At 70.1% G+C, this 23123-nt stretch carries 26 protein-coding genes and 2 tRNA genes; 9 read left to right on the forward strand and 19 right to left on the reverse strand.

Annotated features, from left to right (window positions below):
- The 3 genes from ACU6WY_RS11730 to ACU6WY_RS11740 all read left to right on the forward strand — a co-directional run bounded on the left by ACU6WY_RS11730 (window position 1) and on the right by ACU6WY_RS11740 (window position 2662).
- A complete protein-coding gene (locus ACU6WY_RS11730; protein ID WP_483819826.1) occupies window positions 1-321 on the forward strand; it encodes a hypothetical protein in 321 nt (106 codons plus the stop codon).
- Between the two features lie 127 nt (window positions 322-448).
- On the forward strand, window positions 449-1648 hold the full coding sequence (locus ACU6WY_RS11735; protein ID WP_483819827.1) for a pyridoxal phosphate-dependent aminotransferase: 1200 nt from the start codon (window positions 449-451) through the stop codon (window positions 1646-1648).
- Window positions 1649-1780: 132 nt separating this feature from the next.
- Window positions 1781-2662 carry an endonuclease domain-containing protein gene (locus tag ACU6WY_RS11740; protein ID WP_483819828.1) on the forward strand — a complete coding sequence of 294 codons (882 nt, stop codon included), beginning with the start codon at window positions 1781-1783 and terminating at the stop codon, window positions 2660-2662.
- 89 nt (window positions 2663-2751) lie between these two features.
- Here the strand turns inward: ACU6WY_RS11740 and ACU6WY_RS11745 are convergent, their stop codons facing one another.
- Genes ACU6WY_RS11745 through ACU6WY_RS11760 form a run of 4 tightly spaced genes read right to left on the reverse strand, consistent with a single transcriptional unit; the run spans window position 2752 to window position 5570 of the window.
- Window positions 2752-3888, reverse strand: coding sequence for a UDP-N-acetylmuramate dehydrogenase (locus tag ACU6WY_RS11745; protein ID WP_483819829.1), 1137 nt, complete (start codon window positions 3886-3888; stop codon window positions 2752-2754).
- Window positions 3888-4292, reverse strand: a complete 405-nt coding sequence (locus ACU6WY_RS11750; protein WP_483819830.1) for a MaoC/PaaZ C-terminal domain-containing protein — start codon at window positions 4290-4292, stop codon at window positions 3888-3890. Before ACU6WY_RS11750 ends, ACU6WY_RS11745 begins: the two co-directional genes overlap by 1 nt.
- On the reverse strand, window positions 4289-4738 hold the full coding sequence (locus ACU6WY_RS11755; RefSeq protein WP_483819831.1) for an FAS1-like dehydratase domain-containing protein: 450 nt from the start codon (window positions 4736-4738) through the stop codon (window positions 4289-4291). Before ACU6WY_RS11755 ends, ACU6WY_RS11750 begins: the two co-directional genes overlap by 4 nt.
- A gap of 34 nt (window positions 4739-4772) precedes the next feature.
- Complete coding sequence (locus ACU6WY_RS11760) at window positions 4773-5570, reverse strand: sulfite exporter TauE/SafE family protein (RefSeq protein ID WP_483819832.1); 798 nt, start codon at window positions 5568-5570, stop codon at window positions 4773-4775.
- A 355-nt stretch (window positions 5571-5925) separates the two neighbouring features.
- Here ACU6WY_RS11760 and ACU6WY_RS11765 point away from each other — a divergent pair, with 355 nt between their 5' ends.
- Window positions 5926-6561 carry an NADPH-dependent F420 reductase gene (locus tag ACU6WY_RS11765; protein ID WP_483819833.1) on the forward strand — a complete coding sequence of 212 codons (636 nt, stop codon included), beginning with the start codon at window positions 5926-5928 and terminating at the stop codon, window positions 6559-6561.
- Window positions 6562-6699: 138 nt separating this feature from the next.
- Here the strand turns inward: ACU6WY_RS11765 and ACU6WY_RS11770 are convergent, their stop codons facing one another.
- From ACU6WY_RS11770 to ACU6WY_RS11795, 6 genes are all read right to left on the reverse strand, one after another.
- Complete coding sequence (locus ACU6WY_RS11770) at window positions 6700-7860, reverse strand: cystathionine gamma-synthase (RefSeq protein ID WP_483819834.1); 1161 nt, start codon at window positions 7858-7860, stop codon at window positions 6700-6702.
- Window positions 7857-8864 carry a pyridoxal-phosphate dependent enzyme gene (locus ACU6WY_RS11775; RefSeq protein WP_483819835.1) on the reverse strand — a complete coding sequence of 336 codons (1008 nt, stop codon included), beginning with the start codon at window positions 8862-8864 and terminating at the stop codon, window positions 7857-7859. Before ACU6WY_RS11775 ends, ACU6WY_RS11770 begins: the two co-directional genes overlap by 4 nt.
- Before the next feature lie 129 nt (window positions 8865-8993).
- Window positions 8994-9842 carry an SDR family oxidoreductase gene (locus ACU6WY_RS11780; protein ID WP_483819836.1) on the reverse strand — a complete coding sequence of 283 codons (849 nt, stop codon included), beginning with the start codon at window positions 9840-9842 and terminating at the stop codon, window positions 8994-8996.
- 72 nt (window positions 9843-9914) lie between these two features.
- Window positions 9915-10232 (reverse strand): hypothetical protein, encoded by a 318-nt coding sequence (locus ACU6WY_RS11785; protein ID WP_483819837.1) that lies wholly within the window; start codon window positions 10230-10232, stop codon window positions 9915-9917.
- Complete coding sequence (locus ACU6WY_RS11790; RefSeq protein ID WP_483819838.1) at window positions 10229-10801, reverse strand: Asp23/Gls24 family envelope stress response protein; 573 nt, start codon at window positions 10799-10801, stop codon at window positions 10229-10231. The genes ACU6WY_RS11785 and ACU6WY_RS11790 overlap by 4 nt, the downstream gene beginning before the upstream one ends.
- 4 nt (window positions 10802-10805) lie before the next feature.
- Window positions 10806-11348, reverse strand: coding sequence for an RNA polymerase sigma factor (locus tag ACU6WY_RS11795; protein WP_483819839.1), 543 nt, complete (start codon window positions 11346-11348; stop codon window positions 10806-10808).
- A 223-nt stretch (window positions 11349-11571) separates the two neighbouring features.
- Here ACU6WY_RS11795 and ACU6WY_RS11800 point away from each other — a divergent pair, with 223 nt between their 5' ends.
- Entirely contained in the window at window positions 11572-12414 is an 843-nt protein-coding gene (locus ACU6WY_RS11800; RefSeq protein WP_483819840.1) for an NAD-dependent epimerase/dehydratase family protein, read from the forward strand.
- A gap of 40 nt (window positions 12415-12454) precedes the next feature.
- Window positions 12455-12709 carry a hypothetical protein gene (locus ACU6WY_RS11805; RefSeq protein WP_483819841.1) on the forward strand — a complete coding sequence of 85 codons (255 nt, stop codon included), beginning with the start codon at window positions 12455-12457 and terminating at the stop codon, window positions 12707-12709.
- Window positions 12710-12718: 9 nt separating this feature from the next.
- On the opposite strand, the gene ACU6WY_RS11810 is transcribed toward ACU6WY_RS11805, so the two are convergent.
- The 5 genes from ACU6WY_RS11810 to ACU6WY_RS11830 form a co-directional block, all read right to left on the reverse strand.
- Window positions 12719-13660, reverse strand: coding sequence for an aldo/keto reductase (locus tag ACU6WY_RS11810; protein WP_483819842.1), 942 nt, complete (start codon window positions 13658-13660; stop codon window positions 12719-12721).
- A gap of 46 nt (window positions 13661-13706) precedes the next feature.
- Complete coding sequence (locus ACU6WY_RS11815; protein ID WP_483819843.1) at window positions 13707-13934, reverse strand: hypothetical protein; 228 nt, start codon at window positions 13932-13934, stop codon at window positions 13707-13709.
- Between the two features lie 37 nt (window positions 13935-13971).
- Window positions 13972-15528 (reverse strand): hypothetical protein, encoded by a 1557-nt coding sequence (locus tag ACU6WY_RS11820; RefSeq protein WP_483819844.1) that lies wholly within the window; start codon window positions 15526-15528, stop codon window positions 13972-13974.
- The gene (locus ACU6WY_RS11825; protein ID WP_483819845.1) at window positions 15504-16268 is read right to left on the reverse strand and encodes an ABC transporter ATP-binding protein; all 765 of its coding nucleotides are present in this window, start codon (window positions 16266-16268) and stop codon (window positions 15504-15506) included. Before ACU6WY_RS11825 ends, ACU6WY_RS11820 begins: the two co-directional genes overlap by 25 nt.
- A gap of 78 nt (window positions 16269-16346) precedes the next feature.
- Window positions 16347-18542, reverse strand: a complete 2196-nt coding sequence (locus ACU6WY_RS11830) for a S8 family serine peptidase (RefSeq protein ID WP_483819846.1) — start codon at window positions 18540-18542, stop codon at window positions 16347-16349.
- A gap of 153 nt (window positions 18543-18695) precedes the next feature.
- On the opposite strand from ACU6WY_RS11830, the gene ACU6WY_RS11835 reads away from it, so the two are divergent.
- Together ACU6WY_RS11835 and ACU6WY_RS11840 are read left to right on the forward strand one after the other, a co-directional pair.
- Complete coding sequence (locus ACU6WY_RS11835; protein ID WP_483819847.1) at window positions 18696-18983, forward strand: hypothetical protein; 288 nt, start codon at window positions 18696-18698, stop codon at window positions 18981-18983.
- Between the two features lie 87 nt (window positions 18984-19070).
- Window positions 19071-19259: an alternative tryptophan synthase beta-subunit gene (locus ACU6WY_RS11840; RefSeq protein WP_483819848.1), complete on the forward strand. Its 189-nt coding sequence runs from the start codon at window positions 19071-19073 to the stop codon at window positions 19257-19259.
- A gap of 118 nt (window positions 19260-19377) precedes the next feature.
- Here the strand turns inward: ACU6WY_RS11840 and ACU6WY_RS11845 are convergent, their stop codons facing one another.
- Window positions 19378-19821, reverse strand: coding sequence for a hypothetical protein (locus tag ACU6WY_RS11845; protein ID WP_483819849.1), 444 nt, complete (start codon window positions 19819-19821; stop codon window positions 19378-19380).
- 392 nt (window positions 19822-20213) lie between these two features.
- Between ACU6WY_RS11845 and ACU6WY_RS11850 the strand changes: the two genes are divergently transcribed.
- A complete protein-coding gene (locus ACU6WY_RS11850; RefSeq protein ID WP_483821918.1) occupies window positions 20214-21263 on the forward strand; it encodes an IS1249 family transposase in 1050 nt (349 codons plus the stop codon).
- A 104-nt stretch (window positions 21264-21367) separates the two neighbouring features.
- Here ACU6WY_RS11850 and ACU6WY_RS11855 read toward each other — a convergent pair.
- From ACU6WY_RS11855 to ACU6WY_RS11865, 3 genes are all read right to left on the reverse strand, one after another.
- Window positions 21368-21441, reverse strand: a tRNA-Met gene (locus tag ACU6WY_RS11855).
- Between the two features lie 31 nt (window positions 21442-21472).
- Window positions 21473-21544 (reverse strand) — tRNA-Thr (locus tag ACU6WY_RS11860).
- Window positions 21545-21609: 65 nt separating this feature from the next.
- The gene (locus ACU6WY_RS11865) at window positions 21610-23037 is read right to left on the reverse strand and encodes a M23 family metallopeptidase (protein ID WP_483819850.1); all 1428 of its coding nucleotides are present in this window, start codon (window positions 23035-23037) and stop codon (window positions 21610-21612) included.
- Window positions 23038-23123 lie beyond the last annotated feature (86 nt).

The following is a 23123-nucleotide window of genomic DNA, read 5'->3' on the forward strand; positions in this document are numbered from 1 at the left end:
ATGACCCCTCCTCCTCCCGACGCGCGGCCGGTCGACGTCCTCGGCATCGTCGCCGTGGTCCTCGCCGCACTCGTGCTCGTCCCCGTTCTGGCGGTCTTCCTCATCGGGCTCATCCCCGAGATGAACGCGATCTGGTGGCTCGGGATCGTGCTGCTGCCGGTGATGACGGTCATCGGCGCCCTCACGATCGTGCTCGCGATCCTCGGCATCGTGCTGCGCTCGCGGCGGCGGCTGCCGGCCGTTCCCTCCATCGTGGGCCTGGTCCTCGGCATCCTGCTGATCGTCCCCGGCGTCTGGGTGCTCCTCGGCTCGACCGTGTGAGCACGCCGCCCTCGCCTGCGCGCCCGAGACGGCGGCATCCCGGAAACCTCCCCAAGGCCGCGGCATCCCGGGCGTCACCTCGGCCCGAGGCCGCGGCATCCCGGGCGTGCCGAGTAGGCTCGGTGCCGTGACCGACCGCGCACCGCTCTCCCGCAAGCTCTCCGCCATCGCCGAGTCCGCGACCCTCAAGGTCGACGCCAAGGCGAAGGCCCTCAAGGCCGCCGGCCGCCCCGTCATCTCGTACGCGGCGGGCGAGCCCGACTTCGCCACCCCCGCGTTCATCGTGGATGCCGCCGCCGAGGCGCTCCGCGACCCCGCGAACTACCGTTACACCCCCGCCGCCGGACTCCCCGTGCTCCGTGAGGCGATCGCGGCCAAGACGCTGCGCGACTCGGGCCTGGAGGTCGCGCCGTCACAGGTGATCGTCACCAACGGCGGAAAGCAGGCGGTGTACCAGGCGTTCCAGACCGTGGTGAACCCCGGCGACGAAGTACTGCTGCCCGCGCCCTACTGGACGACCTACCCCGAAGCGATCGCCCTCGCCGATGGCACGCCCGTCGAGGTGTTCGCCGGCGCCGACCAGGACTACAAGGTCACCGTCGCCCAGCTCGAAGCCGCGCGCACCGACAAGACGACGGTCTTGGTATTCGTGTCGCCCTCGAACCCGACCGGATCGGTCTACACCCCCGAAGAGACCGCGGAGATCGGGCGCTGGGCGCTCGAGCACGGCCTCTGGGTCATCACCGACGAGATCTACCAGAACCTCGTATACGAGGGAGTCCGCGCCGTCTCGATCGTCGAGGCCGTGCCCGAGCTCGCCGGCCAGACCATCCTCCTCAACGGCGTCGCCAAGACCTACGCCATGACCGGGTGGCGCGTGGGCTGGATGGTGGGCCCGGCGGATGCCATGAAGCTCGCCGCCAACCTGCAGTCCCACCTCAGCAGCAACGTCAACAACGTCGCGCAGCGCGCTGCGGCCGCCGCGCTGAACGGCCCGCAAGACGAGGTCGAGCAGTTCCGGGCGGCGTTCGATCGCCGCCGCCGCCTGATCGTGTCGGAGCTGTCGAAGATCGACGGGGTCGAGGTGCCCAACCCTCTCGGGGCGTTCTACGTCTACCCCGACGTGCGCGGGCTCCTGGGCCGCGAGTGGAACGGCGTTACGCCCACGACCTCGCTCGAGCTCGCCGACTTCATCCTCGAGCAGGCCGAGGTGGCGGTGGTGCCCGGCGAGGCCTTCGGCCCGAGCGGCTACCTCCGCCTGTCGTACGCTCTCGGCGACGCAGACCTCCTGGAGGGCATCCAGCGCCTCCAGCGCCTCTTCTCCTAAGGCGTCAGTCGCCAAGATTTGTCGCCCGGAGCGTTGCCCGGGCGACAAATCTTGGCGACTCACCCGGGTCACCCCTTCTCCACCTGGGGAGAACATCACACCGTCGCCGCAACCGGGGACGAAGATCGGCGGATGCCGACATCACCCCACCTCGTCGCCCCCGCCGCCGCCTTCACCATCGCGGAGGGATCGGCATCCGGGCTCTCGCCCAGCAGCTTGCGATCCGCGCGCTGGTCGGTCCCACACGCGGGCGTTCGCGTCGAAACATCTGCGACGGATCGTCAACGGCTGGCCGCACTCCAGCGCGCCCTGCCCGCGCACGCGTTCTTCTGCGGTGCCACGGCAGCCGTTCTTCTCGAGATGCCCCTCCCTCTCCCGGTCGCCACGCGAGCGTGGAGTCATCCGGTGATCGGCGTGCCGAGCGGGCACAATCGCATCCGGCGCCCGGGGACGACGGGGCGCTCGCTGACGATCGAGGAGGACGACCTCGTCCGGGTGGACGGCATCCGCTGCACGTCGGCCCTCCGCACGTGGGCGGAGCTCGCGGAAAGTCTCGGGGTCGGGCAGCTGACCGCCATCTCCGACCATCTCCTCTCCCACCGTCGACCCCTCGCCGCGCGGAGGGACCTGGAGCGCACTCACCTGCGTTTCCTGGGCGGGCGAGGATCCCGGCGGAGGCGTCTCGCCGTCGACTTCGCCGACGACCGGGCCGAGTCCCCGCGGGAGTCCGAGCTTCGCGTCCTGCTGATCCAGGCGGGACTTCCGGTTCCCGAGACCAATGTCGAGATCTTCGACGGTCAACGCTTCGTCGCGCGCGTCGACCTGCTCTATCGGACGGCACGCCTGGTCATCGAGTACGACGGCGATTACCACCGCGACCCTCGTCAGTGGAGCCGTGATCAGTCTCGCCGTGCAGAGCTCGAGTCGCTGGGCTACCGGGTGACCGTGGTCACCGCGCGAGACTTCGACGCTCCCGAAGCTCTTCTCGCCCGCATCCGCCGTCTCCTCGCGTGAGTCGCCAAGATGTGTCGCCTCCGACGGCCCATGAGCGACATACTTTGGCGACTCGCGCGCGAGCGGAGCGAGAGGAGCGAGAACGGGAGCTACAGCTCGACGTTCACCAGCACCGGCTCGGGCTGCAGGAGCAGACCGAACTCGGCCTGCACGCGCTGCTGCACGAACCGGGCGAGCTCGGCGATCTCGGCGGCCGTGGCCTCGCCGCGGTTGGTCAGGGCCAGGGTGTGCTTGGTCGACAGGCCCGCGCGGGACCGCGGGAAGCGGAATCCACGCGAGAGCCCCGCGTGCTCAATGAGCCACGCGGCGCTGACCTTCACCTCGCGCTGCTCGATCACCGGGGGCGGCACGGCGCCGTCGAAGGCCGCGAGGGGGATGACGGTAACCGGATCGAACGTCGGCGACATCGGCCACTTCGGGCATTCCGCGGGCAGGGTGCGCGCGAACGCTTCCGACACGATCGCGTTCTGGAAGAACGACCCGGCGCTCCAGGTATCGGGGTCTTCGGCGTCGAGCACCATTCCCTTGCGCGCCCGCGTCGCCAGCACGTGATCGCGGATCCAGCGCAGCGACACCGCGGTGTCGGCATCCAGCCCGAGAGCTCCGCGCAACTGCGTGCCCGCGATGGGCCGTTCGCCGCTGCCCACGACCTCGAGCTCGAGCGTGACCGAGAGGATCACGGCCGAGCGGTCCGGCACCGAGCCGTAGTGCTGCTTGAGCACCGAGGTGCGGAAGCCGAGTCGAAGATCGGATGCCGCGACCGTTTCGCGCTCACCCGAGGACTCGTCGAGCAACTCGACCTCGACGAGGGTCTGCACGATTTCCTGGCCGTACGCGCCGACGTTCTGCACCGGGGCAGCGCCGACCGTGCCGGGGATCCCCGACATCGCCTCGATGCCGGCGAGGCCCCGCTCGACCGTCTCGGCGACGAGGGCATCCCAGTCGTGACCGGCCTGCACGCGCAGGCGCACCGTGCCGGGGCGGGAGCCCGGCAGCTCTTCGATGCCGGACGTGCGCACGAGCACGACCGTTCCCTCGAACGGCGCGTCGCCGACGAAGAGGTTCGAGCCGCCCCCGACGACAAGCCACGGCTCCCCCGCATCCCAGGCCGCGCGCACCGCGCCGACGAGGTCGTCGACGGTCGTCGCCTCGACGGTGCGGGCGGGGGTTCCGCCGGTGCGCAGCGTCGTCAGCTGCGACAGTGGGATCGGTGCGACCTCGGGCATCAGGACAGCCGCACGCGCACCTGCGCCTTGCCGAGGACCGTGGTCTCGGCGTGCGTCACGGTGAGGTCGATGCGGGCGGTCTCGTCGTCGACGGCGCCCACTTTGGCCGCGACGTGCAGGTCGGCACCGGTCTCGGGGTCGACGACGACCGGGCGCGTGAAGCGCACGCCGTACTCGAGGATGCGTCCGGTGTCGCCGAGCGCCTCGGCCAGCGTCCCCACGGCGATGCCCATGGTGAGCATGCCGTGCGCGAGAACGCCCGGCAGGCCGACCGCGGCGGCGACGTCGTCGCGGTAGTGGATGGGATTGAAGTCGCCCGAGGCGCCGGCGTACCGCACCAGGGACTCGCGCGTGAGGTGCACCGAACGCTCGGCGATGACGTCTCCGACGGTGAACTCGCTCATGCCCCGGCCTCCCCCGCGAGCAGCACGCTCGTCGTGGTCACGACATGGGCGCCGTCGGCATCCACGATCTCGGCTTCGCTCGTGATCATCGCGTTGCCCCCGAGCGCGCGGATGCCGGTCACCGACAGCGTGGCGGTGAGTTCGTCGCCCGCGACGATCGGACGCGAGTAGCGGAACCGCTGCTCGGCGTGCACGAGACGCGACAGCTCGATCCCCGAGTCGGGGTCACCCAGCAGCTGCTGGAGCGTCAGGTCTTGCACGACCATCGCGAAGGTCGGCGGAGCGACGACGTCGGCGTAGCCGAGAGCGCGGGCCGCGTCGGGGTCGGAGTGCGGGGGCGCATCGGCGAAGACGGCGCGGGCGAACTCGCGCACCTTCTCGCGGCCGACCAGATACGGCGCGGTCGGCGGAAACACACGACCGACCAGTTCGGGGTTCACGGGCACCCCGCCAGTCTACCGACGCCCGCGGCGGACACCCTCAGCGCTGGTGGCGTCCGCGCACCGCCTTGACCGCCATCTGAGCGGCGATGAAGACGAGGAAGATCGAGAACAGCACGTTGCCCACGAACGGGTCGACGAGCTTCGCCAACGATGCCCCGAGAGCGGTCGTGGTGCACGCGGCGATCCCGATACATGCCGCCGCGCGCAGGTCGACGTTCGAGCGGCGGAGGTTGCCGACGGTGCCCGACACGGCGGTGGGGATCATCATGAGCAGCGACGTGCCGCGCGCGATGAGGTCGCTCGTTCCGAAGAGCAGCAGCAGCGCGGGCACGACGATGATGCCGCCGCCCACGCCGAGAAGACCCGCCAGGATGCCGGTGACCACACCGAGAGCGGCCAGTCCCGGTCCCGTGGTCCAGGTGAGCTCCAGTTCGGCATCGCGCGAGGGAATGACGAGGTACAGGCTGACGATCACGGCGACGAGGAACGCCACGAACGCCCAGCGCAGCGCCGTCTGCGACAGCTTGGGCAGCAACCACGTTCCGACCTGCGCCCCCAGCACGGCGCCGGCGGCCAGGATGAGCGCGGGGATCCACGCCACGTGGCCGTCGATCGCGTACGTGATGACACCCACCGACGCCGTCGGCACGATCGCCGCGAGCGAGGTCCCCGCGGCGAACCGCTGATCGAAGCCGAGGAGCAGCACGAGGAGCGGGACGATCACGGTGCCGCCGCCGACGCCGAAGAGCCCCGACAGGAGGCCGGCGAGCAGCCCGACCCCGATGCAGACGGTGTAGAAGCGGGTGGTGCGCGGGGGACGGGGGTCGGGGGTCACGGGATGCGGGTCCTCGCACGATCAGGGAACGGCGGCCGAGTGGGCGCCGACGCACCAGTCTTCCACCCCGGCTGCGGGGCCGATGGCCGCGACCCGCGAAAAAAAAGCGGCCCCCGGTGGTCCGAAGCCGCGTCCACCGGGGGCCGTCGCCCTCACAGATCAAGCAGAACGATGACCCGAACACCGGTCTGCGACCTTTATCGCGAGGGTGCGACAGGAAGAAAATTACCGATCCCCGGAAGATTGTCTTGCCCGTTGACACTGATATCTCGGAATGCTAATTACCTGCCCTTCCGGCCCCGCCTCGGTGAGGCTGACAGGGAATGCACCGACCGCCCGCGGGGTTCGCCTGACTATGACGACCGTAGGAATCATCGGAGCAGGAAACATCGGCCAAGCCCTCGCCCGGGGCTTCGTAGACCGCGGGTACCACGTGGTGATCGCGAACTCGCGCGGGCCTGAGACCCTCACCGACTTCGTCGCCTCTCTGGGCGACCGGGCGCGTGCGGCCACGGCGGAGGAGGCCGCCGAGGCGGGCGACATCGCGGTGGTCACGGTCCCGCTGAAGGCGTACCGCGAGGTCCCCGTTGCGCCGCTGGGCGGAAAGACCGTCCTCGACACCAACAACTACTACTGGGAGCGCGACGGGCAGATCGCCGAGCTCGACGAGAAGCGCACAACGACCTCGCAGATGCTGCAGCAGCACCTGCCGGAGAGCACGGTGGTGAAGGCGTTCAACCACATCATGGCCGCGGACATCCTCACCGACGGGTCGCCCGTCGGCACTCCGGGGCGCCGCGCTCTGGCGACCTCGAGCGACTCCGCCGCGGCCGTGGCCCTGGTCACCCGCATCTACGACGAGTTCGGCTACGACACGGTCTCGGCGGGCCCTCTCGCCGAGAGCTGGCGCGTCGAGCGCGACCAGCCGGCGTACGTCGTGCGTCAGACGCGCGAGGAGTTGGAGCAGAACCTCGCCCGCGCCGAGCGCTGACACCCCCTCACCGATAAACGGCATCTGCGCCGGGAAACGCGCTCCGCGCCCGTTTCCCGGCGCAGATCGCGTTTATGGATGCCAGAGAGCCCGGCGCCGCACGGATGCACGGCGCCGGGCTCTCCGGGCGTCGGGGTCTCAGAGCGCGGCGAGCGCCTGGTCGACGTCGGCCACGAGATCGTCGGCGGACTCGATACCGACCGACAGGCGCACGATCGTGTCGGGCACCGCGAGCTCGGTGCCGCGAACGGACGCGTGGGTCATGGCATCCGGGTAGTTCACCAGCGACTCCACACCGCCGAGCGACTCGGCGAGCGTGAACAGGCGCGTCGACTCCGCGAAGCGGCGCGCGGCCGCCCCGTCGGCGAGCTCGAGCGACACGATCCCGCCGAACCCGCTCATCTGCGCCGCCGCGAGCGCGTGGCCCGGGTGCGCCGGGAGTCCCGGGTAGTACACCTTTGCCACGCGCGGGTGGGTGACGAGGTGCTCGGCGACGGCCTGGGCGTTGAAGCTGTGACGCTGCATGCGGATGCCGAGGGTCTTGATGCCGCGCGTGGTGAGGTACGCATCGAGCGGCCCCGACACCGCACCGGCGGCGAACTGCAGGAACTGCGTCTTCTCGGCCAGCTCGGCGCCGGAGAACGCGAGCGCCCCGCCGACGACGTCGCTGTGGCCGCCGAGGTACTTCGTGGCGGAGTGCACCACGACGTCGGCGCCGAGCGAGAGCGGGCGCTGCAGCGCGGGCGAGGCGAAGGTGTTGTCGACGACGACGATCGCTCCCGCGGCGTGCCCGAGGCGGGCAAGCCCGGCGATGTCGGTGATGCGCAGCATCGGGTTGCTGGGCGTCTCGACCCAGACCATGCGCGGCGCGCGCTCCTCGATCGCCGCGGCCACGGCATCCAGGTCGCTCATGTCGACCACGCGCAGCTTCACGCCCCACGGGCCGAGAACGCGCGCGAGCAGACGGTACGTACCGCCGTAGACGTCGTTGCCGAGCAGCACCTCGTCGCCGGGGACGAGGGCCGCGCGCAGCAGCGCGTCTTCGGCGGCCAGGCCCGACGCGAACGACAGCGCGCGCACCCCACCCTCGAGTGCGGCGATCTGGGTCTCGAGCGCGGCGCGCGTGGGGTTGCCGCTGCGGCCGTACTCGTAGCCGCCGCGAAGGCCCCCGATCCCGTCTTGCGCGTAGGTCGTCGACAGGTGCACCGGCGGGATCACCGCGCCGGTCGTGGGGTCGAAGGCCTGTCCCGCGTGGACGGCGAGGCTGTCGAAGCCGCGGGCGGCGTCGTGGGTGCTCATTCGGAGTGCTCCTCGGGGGCGATAGAAGGAAGAACGGATGCCACCGGCTCGACGGCGTAGCCGCGCGCGGTCATCCACTGGTCGTCGAAGATCTTGCTGAGGTAGCCGCGGCCGTGATCGGGCAGGATCACCACGACCACGGCATCCGCGGGGAGGTCACGGGCCACGCGGAGCGCTCCCACGACCGCCATGCCGCTGGAGCCGCCGACGAGGAGCCCCTCTTCGCGGGCCAGCCGGCGCGTCATCGCGAAGGACTCGGCGTCGGACACCCGCTCGTACGCATCGACCACGGTGGGGTCGAAGGCCGGCGGCCAGAAGTCCTCGCCGACGCCCTCGACGTCGTACCCGTGGATGTCGTCGCCGGAGTAGATCGACCCGACGGGGTCGACCCCGACGATGCGCACGCCCGTTCCCGCCACCTCGCGCAGGTACCGCCCGGTGCCGGTCATCGTGCCGCCCGTGCCGACGCCGGCCACGAAGTGGGTGAGGCGCCCGTCGGTGTCGCGCCAGATCTCGGGGCCGGTGGTCTCGTAGTGACTGCGCGGGCCGTTGGGGTTGGCGTACTGGTTGGGCTTGAACGCGCCCGGGATCTCGCGCACGAGCCGGTCGGAGACGCTGTAGTACGACTCCGGATCGTCGGGCTCGACGTTGGTCGGGGTCACCACGACCTCGGCGCCGTAGGCGCGCAGCACGGCGCGCTTGTCTTCGGCGACCTTGTCGGGCACGACGAACACGCAGCGGTATCCGCGCTGCTGCGCGACCAGGGCGAGCCCCACGCCGGTGTTACCGCTGGTCGGCTCGACGATCGTGCCGCCCGGGCGGAGCAGCCCGTCACGCTCGGCCGCGTCGATGATGTTGGCGGCGATACGGTCCTTCGCGGAACCGCCGGGGTTGAAGTACTCGATCTTGGCGAGCACGGTGGCCGGGATGCCGTCGGTCACACGGGTGAGACGGACGAGGGGGGTGTTGCCGACGAGGTCGGCGACGCTCTGGGCGTAACGCACGATGGAGTCCTGGGGGTGAGGCGCCGGCGGGCGCGGCTGACGGGGTCGTCGAAAGGGAACGCGGGAGGCGTTCAGCGACAACAGCGACAGGTCAGCACGCGGTCAGCATAGCCGAAGAATCGCCGCGACTCAGGCGATCGCGCCGAGGAACTCGTCGAAGCTCTGGGCGGGCCGCCCGGTGACCGCCTCGACGTCGCCCGAGACGCGGGCGAGGTCACCGCTGGCGATCGCGGTGTACGTGCTCACCCAGGCGTCGACCTGCCACCGCGGGGCGCCGTACACCGCGCGCGAGGCGTAGGCCTCGTCGACGGTCTCATCGACGAAGCGCACGGGGTGGCCGCGCACCGCCGAGATCTTCTGCGCCACCTCGTCGAGGGTGAGCGCCTCGGGCCCGGTCAGGTCGTACGCGGCGTCGGCGTGGGCGGCGGGATCCCGCAGCACCGCGACCGCCGTCGCGGCCACGTCCGCGCGCGACACCAGGGAGCAGCGTCCGGCGCCCGCGGGCCCCCGGATGACGCCGTCGTCACCGGCGAAGAGCTCCATCATGTCCATGTAGAAGTTGTCGCGCAGGAAGGTCCAGCTCATCCCCGACTCGCGGATCAGCTCCTCCGTGGCCGCGTGATCGCGGCCGAGGGTGAAGACGGCGTCGGGCGCCGCGGCGAAGAACGACGTGTACACGATCGAGCGAACGCCGGCGCGAGCCGCAGCGTCGATGAAGGTCCGGTGGTGGTCGACCCGATCGGCGGTCTCGGACGCCGAGACCATCAGGAGCGTGTCGACACCCGTGAGTGCCGTGAACGCCGCGTCGGCATCGGAGTACCCCGCGACTCGAACCTCGGCCCCCGGAAGCTGGGGTGCCCGTGAGGCATCGCGAACGAGGAGACGTTGCGGAATGCCGCGGGCCGAGAGGTCGCGTGCCACGCGTCCTCCCACGGCCCCGGTCGATCCGGTGACGGCGATCACGGTCTGCGCGGGCATACGTCCTCCGAAGGGGCGAGGGTCGGTGCTCTCAGCGTATTCGGCCGCGCGCGGGCTCGGGGCGCCAGCGCCTCAGATGCGCGGGGCGACCAGGCGCGCCACGCGAACGCGCACCGTGGCGGGGGCCGCCTCCGGTTCGACCTGTCGTACCGCGCGGGCGACGGCGGATGCCACGACCGCGCTGTCGTCGTCGGTCGAGACGCCAATGCAGACGGTGATCGTCCGCTCCCCCGCTCGTTCCTCCACGGACGACAGTGATCCAACGACGTCGGAGGCGCGTTCGTAGGCGCGCGCGACGAGGGAGCGTGCCGAGTAGCACTCGCGCACCCCCGTCACCGCGGCGACGGCCAGATCGATACGGGGTGCCAGGTCGGCAGCGGTGTCGGTCATTGCTCTTGCTCCCCCTCCAGGTGCACGTCACCCACGGTGACGTCCACGCGCCCCACCCGCAGATCGCCGTGACGCTCGATGGCCTCGCGAATGTCGCCCCGCATCCGCTCTACCGTCTCGCGCATCGGACGCCCGAAGAGCACGCTCACGGTGACCCGCACGTCCAGGGGCGCCCGTGAGTCGGGCTGATCGAGGCGGACTCGCCCGACCAGCAGCCCGGGGATGTCGTCGCCGATGCTGCGAATGAGTTCGTAGAGCGCCCCCTCGGTCACGACGATCTCGACGCCGTCGTCGGTGTGTGACAGGGGGAGGTCTCGGCCCGCGCGGAACTCTCGCCTCACCTCGCGCATGATCCCGTCGTACCAGGACTCCGCGAGCGGTTCGGCCGCCTGCTCCTCGACGAGTTCGCGCGAGAGCCGCCCCATGCGCTCCATGGAGGCCAGCAGGGCCTGACATTCGGCATTGCGGTCGATCGCCGCGATGGGTGGCGTGCGCCCTCGATCGAGGTACGCGGAGAGCTCCTCGAGCGAGTAGCCCGAGCCGCCCACGTCGTCGTCGTTCTCGCTCATTCGATCACCTCCACTCCTGCATGCGTTCCACGACCGTCTTCCGGGCCCGAGCCAATCGCCCGCGGACCGTGGCGGCCGTCTCGCCGACCTCGGCCGCGATCTCGTCGTAGCTGTGACCGCCGATCTCGCGCAGCACCCACACGACGCGCATCTCCTCGGGAAGATCGGCGAGGACCTTCTTCAGCGCGGCCATCTGCGACGATGCCACAGTCGCGCCCTCCGGGTCACTGCCCGAGGCCACCATCTGCTCGTCGATCTGCTCGGAGATCTTCCGCGCGCGCAGCCGATCGGTCGCTTTGCGCGACACGATCGTGGTGAGCCAGCTCCGCACTTTCTCCGGATCAGCGAGATCGGGCAACCGGCGCCACGCCGTGATGAGCGCCTCCTGGACGCAGTCGTCGGCATCGGCGCGCGATCCGGTGAGCTTGGTGGCGAAGGCGACGAGGAACGGCGCGTGGCGCCGGACCAGAACTCCGAACGCGATCTGATCGCCGTCCGCCGCCCGCGACGCGAGGAACGCGTCAGTCGCGGAAGACAACGAGGGCATACCTGGTCCTGTCGGCAGATTTTCCGGCCGGGGTCGCGACGTTTCGTGACACCGGTTCCTCTAGTTAGAGAAACACCCCGCCACCCGAACGCAGGGGAGGTTGACGAGAGCACCAGCCGCATGGCACAGAAGCGCCCCGGGGGCGGCGCGGCTGCCGGACAGGCTCTGCCTCCGCGGGGACGGGTAACGTCGGGCGTACGCCCCCGACTCAAGGACGACTCCCATGCGCATCGCTCTCACCGGCTCCTCCGGAAAACTCGGCACCGTCGTCGCCCGCGAGCTCCGCTCCGCGGGTCACGAGGTCATCGGCCTCGATGTGCGAGGGGAACGTGGTCCCGGATTCGTCCAGGTCGACCTCACCGACTACGGACAGGTCATCGACGCCCTCGCTGGCGTGAACGATCAGCACGACGGTATCGATGCGCTCGTGCACCTCGGGGCGATCCCGGCCCCCGGCATCCGGTCCGACATCGCCACCTTCCACAACAACATGACGAGCACGTTCAACGTGTTCTGGGCCGCCGTCCGCCTCGGCATCGACCGCATCGTCTACGCCTCGAGCGAGACCGTGCTCGGGCTGCCCTTCGACATCGACCCGCCCTACATCCCCGTCGACGAGGAGTACGCCCCGCGCCCCGAATCGGTGTACTCGCTGGTCAAGGTGCTCGAGGAGCACCTGGCGAGCGAGCTCGTGCGATGGCATCCGGAGCTGTCGATCACGGCGCTGCGCTTCTCGAACGTGATGGTGCCCGAGGATTACGCCGAGTTCCCGTTCGACGACGATGCGCGCACCCGCAAGTGGAACCTGTGGGGATACATCGACGCACGCGACGGCGCGCAGGCGGTGCAGCGAGCTCTCGAGAACGCTCCGGCGGGATTCGACCGCTTCATCATCGCCGCCGCCGACACTGTCACGACGCGTTCCAACGCGGAGCTGGTCGCCGAGGTGTTCCCGAACGTCGAGACCCGCGGCGACCTCGACGGTACCGGCACGCTGCTGTCGATCGACAAGGCACGGCGTCTGCTCGGCTACGACCCGCAGCACTCCTGGCGGAACCACCGCTGAGGCCGAGGGCCCGCACGGGCGGGCGTGCGACACTCGGGGCATGGACGCCGACGAACCCCTCATCCCCCTGCCGACGGCGCGCGAAAAGGAAGTGAAGTTTCTCGCCCGGAGTGGTGCTGTCGTGACGCTTCGCCTCATCGACACCGACCGGTTCGAACTCAAGCTCGACAGCCGGGGCGACTACACCGCGGTGCTGACGCGCCGCGGAGACGTCTTCGACCTCCACCCCGCGCCGGGCGTGCGCGCGGTCGGCGGCACCGGCCTCCGGGCGACCGATCTGTACGAGCGGTTCTGATTCCGCCGCTCAGCGCCAGGCCCGCTCCGACCGCCGCCGCCAGTACTCCTCGGGCTCGACGGCCAGCAGCCGCAGGGCATCGTCGTCCACCCGCACCGGAGAGGCCCCCACACCGCGACGCAGCTGCGCGGGTGTGGAGGCGCCGCTGAGCACGATATCGACCCCGGCCTGAGCCCGTGCGGCCCCGAGAGCGAACAGATCCGGGGCGAGCCCCGCCGCGGAGGCGGCCAGGTCGTCGGCCGGGTCGGCCGTGGCCAGCTCCCCGTTGGCCAGCGCCTCTTTGACGACGACCGTCCAGCCGTCGGCGTGGGCGCGCGCGAGGGCTGGAGCCACCGTCGACTCCCGAAGGTTCCAGGTCGCCTGCACCACCGAGAACGGCGTCCGCGCGAGGGTGCGCGCCTCATCGAGCACCGCGGCCTGGTGCGGACCGCTCGTAGATAGGCCCACGCGCACCCCCGTCTCGGCGAGACGACGGAGGTCATCCACAAGCGCCGCGTCGTGCAGCGCGGGGCTCTCGGGCGTGACCGAATGAATGAGGTAGTAGTCGGGTGCGCGCCCCAACGCCGCGAGCGTTTCGGGCCATTGCCGACGGAACATCTCCCCCGAGTGTTCTTTGCGCTCGTGGACGGTGGCATCCATTCGCCAGCCCCCGACGTACGCGTAGCCCCACTTCGACCCGATGGTCAGCTCGCGCGAGCGTCCGGGGTGCCGCGCGAGCCAGGTCCCGAGGAACTCTTCGGCGTAGCCGTACGACCGCGCCACATCGATGTACCGGATGCCGAGCTCCCACGCCGCATCGAGCAGATCGTGGCTGCGCGCGCGCATCGCCTCGATCGATCGCTCGGCAGGATCGCCGAGGTCGTCGTCGCGTCCGGCCGTGATGTAGGCGGGGCGTCCGACGGCGGCGAGTCCCAGCCCGAGCGCCGCCGCGCGTTCCGGTGCGTCGTTCATTCCTCGACCGTAACGGGCGGCCGCGTGTGCGCGGCCACCCGTCGTCTCAGGAGTCTCGGCGCGGCGCCGCGGCGAGACGGGCGCGGCGCACGTTCGTCCAGTAGAAGATCGGCGTGAGCACGACCGTGATGGACACCATCGCGATCGCGATCGTCAGCGCCTGGTGCTGGCTCATCAGCGCAACGATGAGATAGCCGCCGCTGGCGAACAGCGCCATGAGGAAGCTGTTCGCCAGGATGCGGCCCTTGCGGGGGGTGGAGGGAGCGGTGGACACGGTTTTCTCCTCTGGTGGAAACGGACGGGCCGGGGGGTCAACGCGGGGTGAAGGCCGCGAGAAGTCGGGCGGGGTGGCGGTCGAGGAACGCGCCACTCGCGCGCGTGGAGACGACCGCGGCGAGGGCGGCCAGCACCAGGGCCGCGCCCAGCACGACCTCGATCGGGACGACGGGCTGCACCCACGTGTTCAGCCAGCCAACGCCATACACGACAGCGAAAGACAGGGCGAAGGCGGCGAGCATGCGCACCGACAGGGTGCTGCGGTCGCCCTGCGGCGCCTCCTGGTCATAGGGGTTCCACGCGCTCGCGGCCGCCCCCACGGCGAACGCGAGCAGGAGCGCCGCCAGAGCCGAGACCAGGGCGAGCGGGATCTGATCGGCGAGCCCGGTCGCAATGCCGAGCCCGATCGTCAACAGGGCGACGCCGGGGACGACGAACACCGACACCGCGAGCAGCTTGCCTCGGAGCACGGCACCGAGCGACGCGCCGGTCTGGACGGTCAGCTCCACGCCGCGGCCGTCGAACCCGAAGAGGTTCAACAGGGCGCTCGCGCCCATGGCGACCGCGCCGACGGCCGCCGCGAAGGGCAGACCCGTCGCGTGGACCTGAGCTCCGGCGAACATCACTCCCACGACGGGACCGAGCACTACGAACTGCGCCGCGCGCGGCGCACGGAAAAAGTAGTACCGCAGGTGCTGACTGGCCGCGCCCAGCGCGGCGCCCGACGGCAGAGCGCGCAGGACGAGCGGCACCAGCGTCAGCCCCGTAGCCTCACGCCGGCGGCTCGGGGAGACCGCCCGTGCGGTGTGGCCCTTCACATGACGACGAAGGGCGACGCCCCACAGCACGGCGGCGAGCGCGATGGTCGCGACGACGACACCGGCACGGCCGAGTGCCCCCACCACATCGCCCGCCCCGAGGACGTAGCCCATCGCTCCCGCCGCGCCCGGCGGTGTCCAGGTGAGGATCGTGACGAAGATCGCCCCGGCATCTTCCGCCGCTCCCAGGAGGGGGCGCAGGAGGTGGGGAAGGACGTAGAGCGCAAGGATGACGAGCGTCGACAGGATGACCGCGATGTCGCGGCCACGGCGGGCCGACAGCGCCTCGGCGAACAGTGCACGCACGGCGTACGACGACGCAACGCACATCACGGTGAAGAGGATCGCGGCCACCACGGCGACCGCGCGGGCGGCAGGGTCGACGTTGATCGCCGCGACGCCTCCGGCGGCGGTGAGGAACGTGGCCACGGCCGTGGGCGAGATCAGCCCCCCGAGGAGGAGCCCCGCGACCTGCTGCGTGCGCGTCAGCGGATACTGCTCGAGCACCGCGGGGTCGATGATGTTCGCCGTCGGCACCGGCGTCGCGATCGGAAGCACGAGCCATCCGCCGAAGAGGGCAATGAACAGCAGCATCACCAGCAGGTCGCCGAACGGGGAGACCCCCGAGTCCAGGGCGGCCACGAGCACGCCCCCGCAGAGCCCCACGATGATGCCGAGGGCCCAGCCCAGCACGAAGACGGCGACGCCGAGGCCCGATGTGCGCGCCCCGCCGATCTGGATCGCGAGCCTCAGGCGGGCGAGGACGAGAGCCACGACAGATCCCCCTCTGCGAGCTCGCGTCCGCCGACGATGTCGACGAAGGCATCCTGCAGGGATCCGCCGTGCGAGAGCTCGGCGACGGTGCCCTCGGCGACGAGCGCACCGCGGGCGATGATCGCGACGCGATCGCACAGCTTCTGCACCACGTCGAGCACGTGGCTGGAGAACACCACGGTGCCGCCCCCTTCGCGGAACCGCTGAAGCATTTGCTCCATGACCTGGGTGTTGACCGGGTCGAGCGCACCGAAGGGCTCGTCGAGCACGAGCACGCGGGGCGCGTGCAGCATCGCCACCGCCAGTCCTACGCGCTTGGTCATGCCGAGGGAGAAGTCCGCGATCGGCCGACCGGCGTCGCTTTCGAGATCGAGCACTCGCAGGAGGTCGTTTCCGCGGTCGCGAATATCCGCCGCGGCCATTCCGCGCAGCATTCCCGCGTAATCGAGCATCTCCCGCGCGGTCAATCGACCGAACAGCGGCGGATTGTCGGCGACGTAGCCCAGCAGGGCTTTCGCACGCCGAGGATTCGGCCACACCGAGGTTTCGGCGACCTCGATCGTTCCGGCATCCGGCTCGAGGAGGCCCGTGATCATGCGGATCGAGGTCGTCTTTCCGGCGCCGTTCGGCCCCGCAATCCCGTAGAAAGACCCCTCGGGAATCGTGAGATTCAATCCGTCGACGCTGGTGACATCGCCGAATTTCTTGACCACTCCCGTGGCCTGAATAGCTGCCCGCATAGGGTTGACATTAGGGGATCCGGGAGGCGTCTCCCGGCATTTCCATGAAACCGTTCCCACGCCCGCGGAGGGCGGCGCTCAGACCCGGTCGCGGCGGCGACGACGCGCCACGAGCACGGCTCCCGCCCCCACGGCCAGCAGGGCAGCACCGACGCCGATTCCCACGAACGCCGCGGCGCCGTCGGTCCCGGTCTGCGGCAACGCGCCGCGCCGCGTCCCGGCCGGTATCGCCGCCGGCATCGGCACGGCGGAGGCCGAGGCGGTCGGGGTGGGAGTGGGCTCAGGGGTGGGCGTGGGGGTCGGCGTCGGGCCGGCGATCGCGTCGAGCAGCGCCTCCGCGTTCACGCGCCCCGCCCCCGCGGCATCCTGCACCCGCACACCGGGGAAGACCGTCGTGATGGGGTCGGCCGTCGCGGTCAGGAGCTCGCGGATCTGGTCCGGCGTCAGTTCCGGGTCGTACTGCAGTGCGAGCGCCGCGACGGCCGCGGCGGAGGGCGCCGCGGCCGACGTCCCGGTGAACGAGTACGTGTCGTCGAGGTCGGCAACAGGCCCGCCGAAGAAGCTCGTCCACCCGCCGTCGAGGCTCGTGACGTCGGGGGCACCGCTGATCGGCTCGGGGAGCGGCGAGGTGCCGGGGAATGGCTCGAAGTACAGGGTCGTCGGGCCCGTCCCGCTGAAGTACTCCAGCGTCGACGGGGTTTCGGCGTTCGCCGCGACGATGCTCATCGTCGCGGGGGTTCCTGCGTGCCCGTAGATCGAGGGGCCCACGAGGTCACCGCCGTCGCTGCGGAAATGCTCCGCGCCGCGCAGGTAGCTGCCCAGGAAGATCGCTTTGACCCGCGGAAGGGAGGCGGGTACCCCGTCGGTGGTCACGCGCACCACGACGAAGTCGTAGTCCCCGCCCGTGCGCGTGTCGCCCTTCACCGGCTCGAACACGGCGACCTGCCACGGCGTCCCGAGCGGCTGGATCGGGGTGAGGCCGACGATCTCGTCGGTGTCGGGGTCGATGACGGCCGCGATCAGTTGCGTATCCGAGGCCCCGTCGGGCTGAGCCCACTGCAGCATGATCTCCGCGGTGGTGGTCTCCTGTGCCGACAGGTTGGGATACGTCAGCGTGTTCGTCGGGTCTCCGGCGCCGGTCGGGCTGAAGTCGAGGCAGTCCCCCGTCTCGTCGTCCTCCTCGAGGAGGGCGTCGATGACCTCCGGGCAGTCCATGGGTCGGTAGGCCGGGGCCTCCCATGACGAGATGACGTTTCCGGTGCTCGGACCGACGGTCGCCAGCGAGGTGTCGTTGCCGGCGGCAGTGAAGAACGGGATGCCGAGGGCGGCCGCATCCGTCACCGCATTTGCCGCCACGCCGTTCTGGAACATCAGCTCGTCGACATAGCCCAGGTCGTCGACGATGATGTCGCTACCCGCCGCGATGAGCTTCTCGACGGCGTTCGCGAAACCCACCTGACCGTTCACGCCCGAGGCGAACAGGAGCGTCGCGCCCGGGGCGATGCTGTGGATGAGCTGCGCCATCGCTCGACCCTCGTCGGATGCCGCGAACGGAGCGTCTTGCACCACCTCCACCGGCTGCTCCCAGCCGCAGGGGTTGCCCGGCCCCGGAAGCACGCCCGAGAGGATGTCGTCTTCGGCGGTCGTCGGGGCGTCCGTGGCGGTGTCGTAGGAATCGGAGATGATGCCCACGCGGATGCCGGAGCCGTCGACGTCGTACTTCTCCCACGCCGCCGGCACAGCGAGCGGCTCGACCAGGTTCGCCGGGACCGAGCGGCAGTCGTCGTCCGCGGCGGAGGCAGAGGCCAGGGCGAACCGCGTGCCACCGGAAGACACCGGAGACACGGTTTCCACGACCCGGCGCACGTTCGGCAGCGCCGCGACCTCGGGCAGGGCCGCGGCGGGCACGATCGCGCCCACCACGAGGTACTTCGCGGCGACGTCATCCACGGTCCCCAGGCGCGCGAGCGCAGCGATGTCGGCCGCGGTCGGGGGCGTGCGGTAGGTGACCGTCACGGCGATGCCCTCGGCAGATACCTGCAGGCTCGCCGGCCCCGCGCCGACCTTGCCGAGCGTCACCGCTTCCGCGTCGATCTGGGCGCTCGCCTCGGCCGGGTCCGTCGAGAGGTCGAGCTCGACCACTTCCGACAGGCGCCCCGAGAGCTTGTCCGACGGATCACCCGCCGCATCGGGAACCGCGAGCGCGGCACCGCCCGAGAAGAGAGTCGATCCGAAAATACCCGCGGCCATCATGATTCCCGCGGCAGCCCTCACCGAACGCCCCACCCGTTGCTCCCCCGAACACGTGACGACTTCGACCCGAAGTCACCGACACCGTAGCAGCACGGCGCTGCCGGCCCCGGGCGCGATGTCGGCGGGTGGGGGTACCGTCGTGCTCACTCGGCCGGAGGAAGGATCCGGCACACCATGACGCAGTGGCATCCCGTGCTGGCCGCCGTCGAGGGACCGACCGGCACGTGGCGCATGGTCGATCCGCACGGGCACGTGTACGGCCGGGTCGAGATCCGCCGGGTCTCCCCCGGCGACGGCGTCATGTACAAGGCCGTGCACGGTGACGAGGTCATCGGGTGGGCGAGCACCCTGCGTCTGGCGTGCTTCAAGGTGCACATGGCGTTCCTGTCATCGCTGCGCCCCGGGGGCGGGCCGGCGGCCGACTGGGGCGAACTCACCGGTCACGCACGACGACGGGAATGACCGGATGCCAGCGCGTTCATGCGTTCGCAACGCGCTCGCCCTCCTGTCGAAAGCACACCGTGTCACGCTGGTCCCGGGAGGTGCTGCATGACTCGCCCACGCACTGTCACACACGCGTATCGCTTGGCCGGAGGCTGGGAGAAGGTGCGCCACCGCGCTCTCGACGTGGAGTATGCCCAAGAACTCCGCGCGCAGGGCTACACGATGGTGCTCGCCCGTCGTGGGCCGTTCGACCGGCGCGAGATCTCGCTGAATCAGTTTCTTCCGCAGGGCTGACGAGGGCGGGAGCCGGAGTTCTGGCGGGGGCGTCGCGCGCGGGAAGGACACATGCCCCGGTGGGGGCGTGATGGTCCCCGTTCGGGAAACACCCCCGTACGCCCCATCGAAGCCGACGTTACAGCGCACCCTCCTGCGCCCAAGCCGTTCCCAGCCAGATCAGTCGAAGGAACTGCCCGACGGTGATCACCTTGTCGGAGGCGTCCATCAGCGAAGTGCGGTGGGAGACGCCGTGTCGAACGGTGAAGGATCCGCTGAGGCTCGAGGGAGACACTGTGAGGCGTTGACCGATGAACTTTCCCGGCGCGAGTGGTGCGAGAGTCCGGGCTGCCCCATTCGTCGTTCGTGCCAGCAGAAGCAGATTCGGCTCGGTCGAGCGAAGCAAACGCGCGGGATAGGTTGTGGTCTCGAGATCGCCACCGACGATTTCCAAAGCGGCTGAAGACCGTTGCGTACTCGCATCTGCGGAGTCTGGCAGCACCCGCCACACAACGCTCGCCTTGGTGATGGCCTCCTGCACGCGGAAGAGGTTGTCGCTCGCCCAGGGCTGCTCGAAGGTCACGTCGAACTCGGCTCGCTGAGTCGATGATTCGCAATGGAAAGGCTGAGGGCCCACCGCTGTACGGTACTCACTGGATGTCGAGAGTCGTCCGCTGAAGCGCATTTCCGAGTCCGCAGAATACGCAAGCCGCGGCGTATCAGTTGCGACAGCGACCCCATCCGCGTTGATATCAGCTTCGACGGCCAGCTGGGAGTTGAGAGCTTCCATAACCGTGCCCGAAACGGTCGACGCGAGACTGACGGCATGCGGGGGTTATAGGCCAAAAAGTGTGTATGGGATGGTCGTTTAGCCGCGTGATTTCGCGGTGAATCGGGGATCGGTATGGTCCGCGACCCTTAGTCGTGGACCTTCCGACGAACTCGACGACTTGTCTGGTATGCGGGTCGCTGCTGGTGAAGAACGGGCGGACGTCGGCAGGGACGCAGCGGTGGCGGTGCCCGTCGTGCGGAGCATCGTCGACCAGGCGCCGTCCCGACGTCGCGCGTCGAGAACAGCTCCGCCGGTTCGTGAACTGGATCGTAGGCAAGAGCACCCAAGCCGAAACAGATGGGACGGCGTCGGGACGATCCTTCCGCCGCCGGTCTGCGTGGTGTTGGGAGCTGGTTCCCGATCTCGGGAAAGTCGAGACGGTCCACCACGCCGTCCTCGTCGACGGTGTCTGGGTAGGAACGTGGTGCCTACTGATCGCTCTCAGCGACACCGGACGCGTCCTGGCCTGGCAGTGGTGCGCCCGCGAATCGACCGCCGCGTGGGCTGCGTTGGTGGAACAGGTTCCCGCGCCCGCCGTCCTCGTCTCCGACGGCGGCTCCGGTCTACCCAGCGCGCTCAGACGATGCTGGCCAGAGACCGCGCATCAACGCTGCATCTTCCACCTGCAAATGAACATCACCCGCCATCTGACGCGACACCCGCGAACTACCGCCGGCAAAGCGTTACGACGCCTGGTGATGGACCTCAGCGCCGTCCGCGACGAAACCGCCGCGATCGAGTGGCAGCTTCGCCTCGAGCAATGGTGGCAGGCCTTCGGTCACCTCACCCGGGAACGCACCATGTTCCGCAACGGACAGTGGGGCTTCACCCACGACCGCCTCCGCAAAGCCTGGCTACTGATGCGCCTGGTCACACGCCGTCAGACCCTGTTCACTCACATCGTCTACGGCACCCCGCGCACGACCTCCGCGTTAGAGAGCCTCAACGCCCAAATCCGCGACCTGATACGCCGACACCGCGGAATGAGCGAACAGCACCGCCGCCGCGCAGTCGAATGGTTCCTCACCCTCCGAGAACTTCCCCTCGAGCACGCCCTCGACCTCGCACGCCCCACCGAGACCCCCATCCCCGCAGCGCACGTCGACGAACCCCTCGGGCCCGCCCTCTACGACACCGCCCTCAACCCCGAGGAAGGCCTCTGGACCCGAACCGGATGGGCAGGACGCGGCTAACACGCCCGACCCATACACACTTTTTGGCCGATAACCCGCATGCGGGAACATGGCCCCATAACGAGGCCAGCCCCGGCCGGAGCCGGGGCTGATCTGGGTCTCTGTAGCGGGAGCGGGGCTTGAACCCGCGACCTCACGATTATGAGTCGTGCGCTCTCACCAACTGAGCTACCCCGCCGCGCGGCATCCCCCGCGAAGGAGATGCTGTGAGCCCCGAGTCAGGATTGAACTGACGACCCCTTCCTTACCATGGAAGTGCTCTGCCACTGAGCTATCGGGGCGTACCCGGATCACTCCGGGCAACTAGAAGAGGATATCAGAGCCAAGGCCCCATCCTCGAATCGAGTCAGCCTCCCGTGTGCTGGTGCAGCCACGGCAGCGGGTCGCTCGGCGTGGAGCCGTTCTGCAGCAGCTCGAAGTGCGTGTGGGCTCCGAACGAGCGACCGGTGTTGCCCGTGCGTCCGAGGAAGGTACCGACCGTGACGCGCTGGCCGGGCGTGACCTGGAGCGAGCCGTACTGCATGTGCGCGTAGCGGCTGGAGATGAGCTGCCCGTCGATCTCGTGGTCGATGAGCACCGTGACGCCGAACGCGCCGCCGCTCTCGGTCGCGATCCGAACGGTTCCATCGGCGATCGCCTGGATCGGCGACCCGTCGCCCGGCACAAAGTCGACGCCCTCGTGCAGACGGCCGTCGCGCATGCCGAAGCCGTACGTGATCGGCACACCGACGGCGAACGGCCACTGGATCGGCGCGGTCGGGTCGTTGACGAAGAGGTTGGAGAAGTTCGAGATGCCCGAGTCGGCGGCCATCTGCGCGTACGTGGCGGCACTGTAGCCGTCGGCGCGGTCGACCACTCCGGCCTGCGACTCCGCGGGGGCGACATAGGCCTGGATGGCGTCACCGGAGACGTCTCCCCCGGCGACGAGGTTCTCCGTCGGGGCTTCGATGGAGGCGACGTTGGCGGTGCCGCTGGCCGAGGCCAGAGCGCTCACCGGCATGGTCATGCCGACCGTCAGGAGCCCGACGAGCCCCATGACGCCGACCGAGAACGATGCCGCGGCCACGCGCCGACCGTTTCGACGACCGCGGGGGGCCGCATCGACCGGGAGCCCCTGAGCGATCGGGCGCTCCGGCTCAGCCACGGGCTCGGGCGCCTGCGCCTGCGCCTGCACGGGAGTCTCACCGGTGAAAGCGAACAGGCGCGCGGCGGCCTCGAACTCGTCGGCGACCGTGTCGGAGGCGTCGGCCGCCTCGTCACGATTGTCGGCGGAGGGCTCGACACGCGGTTGCCCGTCAGCGTCTTCCGCCGCGACGGGCAGCTCCGCCTCGGGGACCTTCGCGTCCGAGAGCTCCGCCGGGCGACGCCGACTGCGGCGCGTCGACGGGAGCGTGATGGGCGAGGTAGGCAGCGACACCGGGGTGGTGGCATCCGTCATCTCGGCGCTCTGCAGAATGACGGCGACCTCACGGTCGTCGGAGCGGCTCTCGTCGACGACGGTCACCTGGAGCGCATCGAATGCCGTGGACTCGGCCGACTCGCCCTGCGTCGGGGAGGTAACGGAAGATGCGGTGGCACGCGAGGAGCGGCGACGCGGAGCGGGGAGGGTCGGGTGGATGGTGGCGGCGATCACCGTCTCGACGACGGCCGCGGCGACCTGTTCGACGATCTCCGGCTGGGAGGCGTTCTCGGCGCCGGCGGGGGCCGGGTCGCGGACGACCTCGTCGGCGGGTGCCTCGTCGAGGGCGGGGGTCGAGGCAGAAAGGCGGCGCATCTCGGCCCGCGTGAGCTGCGGGGCGACGGGCGCGGCGGTGGGTCGACTGGTTCGCCGGGTTCGGGCGGGCTCAGTCTCGTAGGCTT

It is taken from the genome of Microbacterium sp. ZW3a, assembly GCF_057167165.1.